The organism is Sphingomonas sp. BE138 (assembly GCF_031456125.1).
Lineage (GTDB): Bacteria > Pseudomonadota > Alphaproteobacteria > Sphingomonadales > Sphingomonadaceae > Sphingomonas.
In genome coordinates, this window is the sequence record NZ_JAVDUC010000002.1 from 223218 (window position 1) to 234825 (window position 11608).

General features: G+C 69.0%; 6 protein-coding genes. 1 reads left to right on the plus strand and 5 read right to left on the minus strand.

Going from position 1 to position 11608, the window contains the following annotated elements; translation table 11 throughout:
- Positions 1–275 precede the first annotated feature (275 nt).
- Positions 276–1856: an aldehyde dehydrogenase (NADP(+)) gene (locus J2Y58_RS03940; RefSeq protein WP_310098975.1), complete on the plus strand. Its 1581-nt coding sequence runs from the start codon at positions 276–278 to the stop codon at positions 1854–1856.
- Between the two features lie 204 nt (positions 1857–2060).
- Here J2Y58_RS03940 and J2Y58_RS03945 read toward each other — a convergent pair whose 3' ends face one another.
- The 5 genes from J2Y58_RS03945 to J2Y58_RS03965 form a co-directional block, all read right to left on the minus strand.
- Positions 2061–3272, minus strand: coding sequence for an SGNH/GDSL hydrolase family protein (locus J2Y58_RS03945; RefSeq protein WP_310098978.1), 1212 nt, complete (start codon positions 3270–3272; stop codon positions 2061–2063).
- Between the two features lie 101 nt (positions 3273–3373).
- Entirely contained in the window at positions 3374–6391 is a 3018-nt protein-coding gene (locus J2Y58_RS03950) for a TonB-dependent receptor (RefSeq protein ID WP_310098981.1), read from the minus strand.
- Positions 6392–6495: 104 nt separating this feature from the next.
- On the minus strand, positions 6496–7830 hold the full coding sequence (locus J2Y58_RS03955) for an MFS transporter (protein ID WP_310098983.1): 1335 nt from the start codon (positions 7828–7830) through the stop codon (positions 6496–6498).
- Positions 7831–7971: 141 nt separating this feature from the next.
- Positions 7972–9183, minus strand: coding sequence for a D-mannonate dehydratase ManD (gene manD, locus J2Y58_RS03960; RefSeq protein ID WP_310098986.1), 1212 nt, complete (start codon positions 9181–9183; stop codon positions 7972–7974).
- A 9-nt stretch (positions 9184–9192) separates the two neighbouring features.
- On the minus strand, positions 9193–11580 hold the full coding sequence (locus tag J2Y58_RS03965) for a glycoside hydrolase family 3 N-terminal domain-containing protein (protein WP_405053059.1): 2388 nt from the start codon (positions 11578–11580) through the stop codon (positions 9193–9195).
- Positions 11581–11608: the final 28 nt, after the last annotated feature.

The following is an 11608-nucleotide window of genomic DNA, read 5'->3' on the forward strand; positions in this document are numbered from 1 at the left end:
CGGGAATCCAGAACCCATGTCGTCGCGCCTCGTGCGACGACCTGCGCGTCTGGATCCCCGCTTCCGCGGGAATGACGGCAGTTGCGGGCCAAATTGCAGCAAGGCGCGACCGCGGCGGCTCCGACGCGTCCATAAACACCGTCGCCGTCGCCCCGGGGCCGCTATTTTCGCCCGGGTCGCGGCACCGGCCCTCCCGCGGCGGACACCACAGGGTTGCGGAACGACACCCCGCCTCGTATTTATGTCCGACATAATCCCATCACCGAAGGACGATCATGATCGACGGAGCGATGCTCATCGGCGCCGAGGCGCGTCAGGCCGACAAAAGGTTCACCTCGGTCGATCCCTCGACCGGCGACACGCTGACGCCCGACTTCTCCTCCGCCGGCCCCGATGCGGTCGACGCCGCCTGTGCGCTCGCCGCCGAGGCGTTCCCGACCTACACCGCGACCGATCCCGAGAGCCGCGCCGCCTTCCTTGAGGAAATCACTGAGGAAATCCTGGCGCTCGGCGACGACCTGATCGTCCGCGCGATGCAGGAAAGCGGCCTGCCGCGCGCCCGTCTGGAGGGCGAGCGTGGCCGCACCGTCGGGCAGCTGAAGCTGTTCGCGCAGGTCGTCCGCCAGGGCGACTGGCTCGACGCCACGATCGACCCCGCCATGCCCGACCGCCAGCCGCTGCCGCGCCCCGACCTGCGCCGCATGAACGTCGCGCTCGGCCCCGTCGCGGTGTTCGGCGCGTCGAACTTCCCGCTGGCCTTCTCGGTCGCCGGCGGCGACACCGCCTCGGCGCTCGCCGCGGGCTGCCCGGTCGTCGTCAAGGGCCACCCCGCCCACCCCGGCACCGGTGAGATGGTCGCCCGCGCGATTGCCAAGGCCGTTGAAAAGGCCGGACTTCCCGCCGGCGTCTTCTCCTACCTGCCGGGCGAGACGAACGAACTGGGCGGCGCGATCGTCCGCGATCCGCGCATCAAGGCGGTCGGCTTCACCGGCTCGCGCGGCGGTGGCATGGCGCTGATGAAGATCGCTGCGGAGCGTGAAGAGCCGATCCCGGTCTATGCCGAGATGTCGGCGATCAACCCGGTCGTTATCATGCCGCACGCGTTGGAAGCGCGCGGCGCGGCGCTGGCCCCGGCCTATGTCCAGTCGCTGACGATGGGCGCGGGCCAGTTCTGCACCAATCCCGGGCTCGTCCTCGCGATCGCCGGCCCCGCGCTCGACGCCTTCGTCGAGGCTGCCGGCCAGGCGCTCACCGAGAGCGCGCCGGCCGTGATGCTCACGCCGGGCATCCACGCCAGCTTCGAGAAGGGCGTCGACGCGCTCGCCAGCCATTCGGCGGTCACCACCGTTGCGCGCGGCAAGGTCGGAGAGGGCGTCAACCAGGCGGTCGGCGCGCTGTTCCGCACCGACGCCGATGCCTTCCTGGCCGATCGTGCGCTGGGCCACGAGGTGTTCGGTTCGTCGTCGATCGTCGTCGCCTGCCGCGACCTGGCGGAGGTGAAGAAGGTCATCGCCAGCCTGGAGGGCCAGCTGACCGCCACGCTCCAGATCGACGCCGAGGACGAAGCGGATGCCAAGTCGCTGATCCCGGTGCTGGCGGATCGCGTCGGCCGCATCCTCGTCAACGGCTGGCCGACCGGCGTGGAGGTCGCGCCTGCGATGGTTCACGGCGGCCCGTTCCCGGCGACCAGCGACGGCCGCACCACCTCGGTCGGCACCAGCGCCATCTACCGCTTCCTGCGCCCGGTCAGCCTCCAGAACCTGCCCGCCGGCCTGCTGCCCGACGCGCTGTCCGACGCCAACCCGTGGCAGATCGCCCGCCGCATCGACGGCAAGCGCGAAGCCTCGCCGCGGTAAGCTGCGCCGGCGCATCGTTGATAAGGAAAGGGCGGCCTCGCGGGGCCGCCCTTTCTTCTTTTCGTTGGGATCCTTACCCACCCCGTTCGTGCCGAGCTTGTCGTGCCGCAGCCGATGCGGCCGACCCACGCGATCCGACAGGCTCAGTGCAAATGGCGGGGTTCGGGTCCGCTGACCCAGGTTATTAGTCCGACAAGCCTGTCCCTACCGCAACGCCGCCACATCCACCGCCGCCGCCATCGCCGCATATCCCGCGATGCTCGGGTGTAATCCATCCCCGCTGTCATACCCCGGGGCCAGCCGGTCGGGCCGCGCCGGATCGCGCATGATCCGATCGAAATCAATGACATGGTCGGCGTTGCCGGCGGTGCGGATCCACGCATTGATCGCCTGCCGGTCCGCCTCGATTGCCGCACCGGGGTGGTAGTAAGCGTTGCTGGCGAACGGCATGATCGTCGCCAGGTGGACCGTCATCCCGTGTGCGCGGGCGCGCGCCACCATCTGCGCATACGCCCCCGTCACGCCCGCCACCAGCGCGCGGTGCGCCGCGGGCGTGGCGGGCTGCTCGCGGGTCAGCACGCCGATGTCGTTGATCCCTTCCAGCACGATCAGATGCTTCGCCCCAGCCTGCCCCAGCACGTCGCGGTCGAAGCGCGCCATCGCGCTCGGCCCCAGCCCGTCGAGCAGCACGCGGTTGCCGCCGATCCCCAGGTTCAGCACCGCCGCGCGCCCGCCCAGCCGCTTCGCCAGCCCATCGGTCCAGCGCGCGTTGGTGTTGGGCTTCACGCCGTACCCGTCGGTGATCGAATCGCCGAACGCGACCACGCCGCCCGGCGCGGCGCAACGCTCGACGTCGACGCCGGAAAGCTGGAACCAGTGATCGGTGCCGGTCGCGCCGGCCAGATCCGCCGCCGCGGTCGCCGCGCCCTTCACGATCCACGACGTCGCGCGCGACCCCGGATGCGAGGTCTGTCCGTCCGGATCGGCCGGCAGGTGGATCGACACTGCCAGATCGTCGAACGCCGCGACCGGCAGCGTCACCGGATCGCTCAGCCACTCCGCGCCGGGCGGCACGGTCACGCCGGTCGCGCCGCCGAAGGTGAGCGCACGGACGGTCCCGGCCCGCACGCGCGCGCTGTCGTTACCCGCCGCGTGCGCGATGCTCGCCGCATCGATCGTCAGCGGCGCGCGCCCGAACACGTTCGAGACGCGCACCCGCACCGCCTTTCCGCCCAGCGACGGGCGGACGATCTGGCGCAGCGTGGCGTCGGTCAGCGTGCCGGCGGGCAGCACGTTGTTGCCCTCGGGCGCCATCTGCGCCGACGCCCAGGCCGCCTGCCACGAACAGGTCGGGGCGGCGGCGGCGGGCGACGCGGCAAGCAGCAGCGCGGCGGTGAGCAGGAACGAGGATCGCATGGTCACTCCCGAAGAAAGAAGGGCCGGCCCCCGGTGAAGGAGACCGGCCCTGCAAGTCGGCGCACCGGACAGGGGAAGGGGCGGTGCGCCGTGTTCCCGGATCAGAAGCTGGCGCGCACGCCGAACAGCACCTGCCGCCCCGGATAGAAGACGTTGTAGGGCGCATTGTCATAGCCGATCGTGGTGCGGATCGGCTCGTTGGTGATGTTCAGCACGTCCAGCGTCAGGCGCAGCGCCTTGTTGATGAACGGCAGTTGATACCCCGCCGACAGATCGAGCTGCCCGCGCGCGTCGGCCTCGATCGGCACGTTCAGGTTGTTCTGCGGCGGGTTGGCCGCGATCACCCCGCCCTGCCAGACGTAGTTGAGGCTGAGCGACAGGCCGTAGTTCTCGTAATAGCCCTGCACGTTATAGCCCCATTTCGGCACGCCCGGTGCGACGAGGCCGGTATCGGAGCTTTGGGTGATGTGCGTGCCGTTCGCCTGGAAGCCGAGCCCCTTGACCGCGAAGTCGAGCGGCTGGTTCCACGTCGCCTCGACGCCCTTGATCACCAGGTTGTTGAGGTTGACCGGGCGGTTGACGGTGATCGGCACCGCCCCCGGCGCCAGCCCCGACGATGCCGCGCGGTCGAGCAGCGCCTGCCGCTGCGTCGATTGCAGCGAGTCGAGCGGGATGTTCAGGTCGGCGAACGGCGTCTGCTGCTGCACGGTCGCGGTGAAGCCGTTGATGCTCTTCCGGAACAGCGCCACGCCGATATAGCCCGCGCCGCCGGTGTAGAACTCGCCGCCGACGTCGATATTGTCGGAGGTATACGGCTCCAGCTGCGGATTGCCCGCGCTGGCGATCTGCGCGCTCGGATCGGAGAAGGTGACGCCCGGCAGCACCGAACCCGCGTCTGGACGCGTCATCGACTTCGACACCGCGAAGCGCAGCTTGAGGTTCTGCAGGACATCATAGCTGATGTTCGCCGACGGCAGTACCTCGACGTAGTTCGACCGCGCGGTGATATCGACGATCGCGGTGCCGATCTGGCTCGGCCCGACCACCTTCTGGCGGGTATAGGTGTAGCGAACGCCGGCATTCGCACGCAGCTCGCGCCCGAACAGCTGGCTCGTACCGTTCACCTCGGCATAGCCGCCCCACACCGTCTCGTCGATGTCGCCGGTCGGGCTGCCGGTCACCGAGCCGCGCGTCTCGGGCGCGGTGTCGCGGAACTGCGCATAGTTGGTCGCGCGCTGCAAGGCGTCGAGATCGGGGACGATGAAGCTCGTGACGCCGAACGACCCGCGCGACAGATGCCCGAAGTTGTCGATCGGGGTCCGCAGCAGGTACTGCGCCAGCGCGCTGTTGGGTACGGAGCCGACCGTGCCGGTGCACGGGTCGCCGCACACGGCGCGCTGGAAGGCGGGCGAATTGTCATAGGCGCGGATGCTGCGCTGCGCCTCGTCATAGGCGGCGCCGAACTTCACGTTGACCGTGTCGTCGCCGACATAGACGTCGAGGTGCGCGCCCTTCGTCTCGGTCTTGCGGCGCACGTTCTGCACGTTGGCACGGTACCATTGCCAGCCGAGGTTCGGATCGCCCAGGTCGCGGTTGGGGGTGATCAGCGGTTGCGGGCTGTCGGTGGTGTTGTCGTAGTTCACTTCGACGCCCGAATTGGGCGCGGTCTGGAACCCGAACGTCGGCTGTTCGCGGAAGAAGGTGCTCTTGCCCCAGTTCGCCGACAGGTCGACCTTCACGCGGTCGGTCGGCTTCCACGACGCGCTGGGCGTCACGTTCCAGAATTCGGTGTCCTGGTTGAAGAGGCTGTTCTCCGAGAAGAACGACGAATTGGCGAAGATGCCCGAGGTCACGACGTTGTTCGCGTCGACCTTCACATCGAACGGCACCATCCCGCCGGTCGACTGCGGCGAGGTCCCCGGCCCGGAATTGCGCACCTGCCAGTTCATGTTCGAGCGCAGATAGTCGCGCTTCGACTTTGCCCAGATCCCGTCCAGCGCGAAGTGCAAGCTGTCGGACGGACGCCACTCGACCGCGCCGATCGCCGAGATCCGCTCGCGCGTTCCCTCGGTCAGCGTCGGGCGGCCCAGCCGCGGCAGCAGCGCGGTGGCCAGCTGCGACAGCGGCAGGCCCGAGGTGGCGGCGAGATCGACCGGCGCGCCCGTGACCAGTCCGCGCCCGACGTTGGCGGGCACGGTGCTGGCGAAGCTGAAGCCGTTGCCGCCCGGATTGGGGCAGTTCGTCGCCTGCCCCGCCGCGCACACCGGCAGATTGGCGTCGGTGAAGCCGACCGTGTCATAGCCGTCGATGCGCGTCTTCTGCCGCACCCCCGCCACGCCGACCAGGATGCCGAACGTATCGCCGAACGTGTGGCTGGCGACCAGCGCGCCGCGCGGGCCGACCTTGTCGTTGCTGTCGGTGTACGCGCCCTGCGCCACCACGGTCAGGTGCGTGCCCGGCTTGTCGAAGGGGCGCGCGTTGCGCAGGTTGACGGTGCCCGCGATCCCGCCTTCCAGCGTCGAGGCGGTCGGCGTCTTGGCGACGTCCAGCCGCGTGAACAGCTCCGAGGGGAAGAAGTCGAGGTCGACCTCGCGGTTGCCGCCGCCCGATCCGTTGGTGCCGCCGTCGGAGGCGACCGCGAACTGCGTGCCGTTCAGCAGCACCTTCGAGAAGCTCGGGCCCAGCCCGCGGATCGACACCTGCGTGCCCTCGCCGCTGATGTCGCGGTTCAGCCGCACGCCCGGGATACGGTTCAGAGTCTCGGCCAGGTTGGTCGCGGGCAGCTTGCCGATATCCTCGGCGAAGATCGAGTCGCCGAACGCCACCGAGTTGCGCTTGGCGTTGGTCGCGCTCTGCAACGAGGCGCGGATGCCGGTGACGACGATGTCCTGCGTCGGCTGCGCGCCGTCGGTCGCCTCCTCGATCGGCTGCACCGCACCCTGCGGCACCTGCGCCTCGGGATTGGCGGCGGTGTCGACCTGCGTGGCGGGCGACGGCACCTGCCCGCCCGGGCCGGTCGGTGCGGCCTGCGCGAAGGCGGGGGCGGTGGTCAGGCCGGTGGCCGCCACCGCGGTCAGCAAGGCGGCGCGAACGGCGCGACGACGAACGATGGTACGCATCTTCCTCTCCATGAACGATCTGCCGGCCCTGCTTCTCGCGGCGGGTCCGCAGCGCTATCTGATAGCGCTATCACCCGATTGGCCTAGCAGATTGTCAGGGATCGTCAAGCCACCTGCGTCCGATCCGTCGCCAGCCGGACGTCGCGGTAGCGTGGGTTGAGCAGATGGAAGACCAGCAGCGCGACCAGATACGCGACTCCGCACGCGACGAAGAACGGCCCGTAGCTGCCGACCGTATCGAGCAGCAGCCCCAGCGACTTGGATGCGATGAAGCCGCCGACCGCACCCGCGAAGCCGCCCAGCCCGATCAGCGTCCCTTGCGCGAACCGCGGGAACTGGTCGCCGGGTAGCGCAAACAGGTTGGTCGAGAAGCCCTGGTGCGCCGCGCACGCCAGCCCGATCAGCGTCACCGCGATCCAGATGTTGCTCGCCTGGCCTGCGAACATCACAGGCAGCGCGAACAATGCCGCGGCGAACATCGCGCGCTTGCGCGCCCGCCCCGCCGTCACCCCGCGCTTCAGCAGGTGCGACGAATACCAGCCGCCCGCGATCGCGCCCAGATCGGCGAGGATGTAGATCGCCACCAGCGGCGGGCCGAAGCTCTTGAGGTCATAGCCGTATTGCTTGTTGAAGAAGTCCGGCAGCCAGAAAAGGAACGTCCACCACACCGGATCGATCAGGAACCGCCCGGCCATATAGGCCCATGCCTCGCGGTGGCGCAGCACCGTCAGGAACCCGGCGCGTCCCTGATCGAGCGCCGGCTCCGTCTCGATCCACGCACGCTCCTCCGCGGACAGCCGCGGATGCTCGGCGGGCTTGTGGTACAGCCGCCACCACGCGGACAGCCAGACCAGGTTGAACAGCCCGGTGATGATGAATGCCCAGCGCCAGTCGAGCAGCAGCCCGGCGACGATGAACCCGATCAGCAGCGGCGTCACCACCGCGCCGACGTTCGCCCCGGCATTGAAGATGCCGATCGCCAGCGCGCGTTCCTTCTTGGGGAACCATTGCGAGGCGGCGGCGAGCGCCGACGGATAAGTCCCCGCCTCACCGAAGGCGAGCGGGATGCGCGCGATCACGAAACCGGTCGTCGAGGTCACCAGCGTTTGTGCGAAATGCCCCAGCGTCCAGCTGCCCATCGCCAGCAGATAGCCGTATTTGGGCCCGATCCGGTCGATCAGCCAACCGAAGATCAGGAAGCCGATGCCGTAGAAGACCTGGAAATAGCCGGTGACGTCGCCGTAGCCGGTGTTGGTCCAATGATAGAGTTCGGTCAGCTGCGGCTTGAGCACCCCCAGCACCAGCCGGTCGACGTATGACAGCACGACCGCGGCGAACAGCAACGCGCAGATGATCCAGCGGATACGCCCCCTGGGGCGCGGCACCTCATGCACCGCGGTCTCGGGCGCGTGCTGCGCCGCGTCGGTGAAGTCGCTCATGCCGCATCCCTTTCGCTCATCCGACCGTCACCCCATCGGCGACGGCCGGGGTCCACCGGCCCGCAAAAGCATCGGCGACGGCGCCTGCGGAAACCTGGATCCCGGCCTTCGCCGGGAGGACGGTCGAGTGGGAACGCGGGGTCACCAGCTCCACAAGGTCCCGTCCTCCAGCCGGTTCACCGGCAGGTACGCACGGCGATAATCATAGCCCGCCGCCACCTCTTCATCGATCTCGACGCCAAGCCCCGGCGCGTCGCCCGGGTGCATCATCCCTTCCTCGAAGCGATACGCATGCGGGAACACGGCGTCGGTCTCGGCGGTGTGCGGCATATGCTCCTGCACCCCGAAGTTCGGCACCGACAGGCCGAAGTGCAGCGCGGCCGCCATCGTCACCGGCGACAGGTCGGTGGCCCCGTGGCAGCCGGTGCGCACCTGATACAGGTCGGCCAGCGCCGCCACCCGTCGCAGGTGCGTGATCCCCCCGGCATGGACGATCGTCGCGCGGATATAGTCGATCGACTGCGTCTCGATCAACGTCTTGCAGTCCCAGATCGAGTTGAACACCTCGCCGACCGCGATCGGAGTCGTGGTGTGCTGGCGGATCAGCCGGAACGCATCCTGGTTCTCGGCCGGCGTCGGATCCTCGATCCAGAACGGGCGATACGGCTCCAGGTCGCGCCCCAGCCGCCCGGCCTCGATCGGGGTCAGGCGGTGGTGGACGTCATGGAGCAGGTGCACGTCCGGACCCAGCGCCTCGCGCGCCGCCGCGAACAATTCGGGGACGACGCGCAGATATTTCTCGGTCGACCACACGCTTTCCGACGGCAGCGCCGCATCGGCCGGTTCGTACCGTTGCCCCGGCTTGGCGACGCCATAGGTGGAGGCCAGCCCCGGCACCCCGCATTGCAGGCGGATCGCCTTGTACCCCTTGTCGCGCTCGGCCAGCGCGACCCGGATCGTGTCCTCGATCGTCGTGCCGTTCGCATGGGCATAGACCATGCACGCCTCGCGGCTCGCTCCGCCCAGCAACTGGTACACCGGCAACCCGGCAACCTTGCCCTTGATGTCCCACAGCGCCATGTCGACCGCGGCGATCGCGGTCATCGTCACCGGCCCGCGTCGCCAGTACGCACCCTTGTAGAGATACTGCCAGATGTCTTCGATCCGGTGCGCATCGCGCCCGATCAGGCACGGCACGACGTGCTCGGACAGATAGGCCGCGACCGCCAGCTCGCGCCCGTTCAGCGTTGCGTCGCCGACGCCGGTCGTCCCGTCGTCGCAGGTGATCTTCAGCGTGACGAAGTTTCGCCCCGGGCAAGTGATGATGACGCGTGCGTCGGTGATGATCGGCATGATGGTCCTTCAGGCGATGTCGAGCGTGACGGTCTGCACGTCGCGGCTGTTGGGGCCGGTCATGATGTCGAAGCGGCCCGGCTCCACGACCTCGCGCATGTCGGCGTCCCACATCCGGAACGCCTCCGGCCCCAGCACGAAGCGCACCGTCCGCCGCTCGCCGGGCTTCAGCGAGACGCGCGCGAACTCCTTCAATTCCTTGACCGGGCGCGCCACCGACGACACCTGGTCGTGGACATACAGCTGCACCACCTCGTCGCCGGCCCGACTTCCGGTATTGGTCACGTCGACCTCGACCGTCACCTGCCCCGCCGGCGCGATCGTCGTCGCCGACAGCCGCGGCGCCGACAGCGCGAACGTGGTGTAGCTCAGCCCGAAGCCGAACGGGAACAACGGCTTGTCATCATCGAACAGGTAACCGCGCCGCGCCGACGGCTTGTGGTTGTAATAGAAGGGCACCTGCCCGACATCGCGCACCACCGTCACCGGCAGCTTCGCGCCCGGATTGGCGTCGCCGAACAGCACGTCGGCGATCGCACGACCGCCCTGCTGCCCGGCGTACCAGCATTCGATCATCGCGTTGGCACCTGCCACGACGGTCGGCCACGACGGCGGTCGCCCGTTGATCGCGACCACCACCACCGGCTTGCCCGTCGCCTTGAGCGCGCGGAACAGCTCGTTCTGCTCGCCGAGCAGGTCGAGGTCGGTACGGTCGCCCAGATGGTTTCTGGCATAGCCTTCGCGGCTGGTCTGCTCGGTATCGCCGATCGCCAGCAGTACCACGTCCGCGCGCTTCGCCACCTCGACCGCCTCGGCGATCAGTTCCCGGTTGCGCGCCGGATCGCCGAGCACGACCTCGTTGACGGAGCGATCCTCGCTCTGCGTGATGAACACGCCCTGCGCGTGCACCACCTCGGCGCGTCCCTTCAGCTTGGCACGCACCCCGTCGAGCAGCGAGACCGGATCGGTCGGGATCGACGAATAGCCGCCCAGCCGCGCGACCGCCGCATTGGGCCCGATCACCGCGACACGGGCGTGCGCGCCCGGCGTCAGCGGCAGCGTCCCGTCGTTGACCAGCAGCGCGATCGACTTGGCGGCCGCCTCGCGCGCCAGCGCCAGCGCTTGCCGGTTGGCGGTCAACGTCGACGCCGCCTTCGGGTCAACTTCCGCCTCCTCGAACAGGCCGGCGCGAAACTTCATCGTCAACATCCGCGCACAGGCCAGATCGACCGCCGCGATCGACACTTGGCCTGCGCGAACCTGACCGGCGAGCGTCCGGTACGCCTGCCCGTCGGGCAGATCGCTGTCGACACCCGCCTCCAGCGCCAACTTCGCGGACGTCGGGATCGTATCGGCGATGTGATGGAAATAGTTCAGCTCGGGGATCGCCGCGTAATCGCTGACCACCGCCCCGTCGAACCCCCACTCGCCGCGCAGGATCGTACCGATCAGCCAGTGGTTCGCATGGCTCGGCACGCCATCGATCTCATTGTACGACGGCATCACCGCGCCGATGCCGGTCTGCTCGACGACCTTGCGGAACGGCGGGAAATAGCTTTCGCGCAGCTCGCGCTCGCCCAGCTGCGCCGGCGCCACGTTGTTGCCTGCCTGCGGCTGCCCGTGCCCGGTCATGTGCTTCAGGGTCGCGTGCACCTTCCCCGGTGCCAGCTCCTTTCCTTCTCCCTGCAATCCCCTGACCGCGGCGACGCCCATCTCGCCGCACAGATACGGGTCCTCGCCGAACGTCTCCTCGATCCGTCTCCAGCGCGGGTCGCGGGCGATGTCCACGACCGGCGACAGCGCCAGCGTCGTGCCGTGCGCGCGCACCTCGCGCCCGACCACCGCCTGCACGCGCTCCATCAACTCGCGGTCGAAACTCCCTGCCAGCGCAATGGCTTGCGGAAAGCTGGTCGCACCCGGCGCCATATAGCCGTGCAACGCTTCCTCATGGAACAGGATCGGGATGCCCAGCCGCGTGCGCTTCGCCCACTGCTGCGCCGCATTGACGAACGTGATCGTATCCGCCGGCGTCCGCCACCGCCCGGTCACATCGGCGCCCGTGTTGTTCGCCGTCGCCGCCCCGCCGCGATCGGAGGGTCGCGCGATCTGCCCGATTCCATGGGGATAGGCGACATCGGCCTTGGCAGGCGCGAAGGCGCGTGCATCGTCCATCACGTCGCGCTTGGTGGTCGACAGCGTGACCAGCTGCGCCACCTTCTCGTCCAGCGTCATCCGCCCCATCAGGTCGCGAACGCGCAGGTCGACGGGCGCTCGAGGGTCGCGGTAGACCGGCGTGGCGGCGGCGGCGGGCAGGAACGCCAGTGCCGACACCCCCGCGCTCCACCGCAGCAGGTCGCGGCGCGCGATGACCGCGGCTTCTTTTCGGGTGGCGGTCACGCGGGATCCTCTTTGCCAGCGGTGCCCC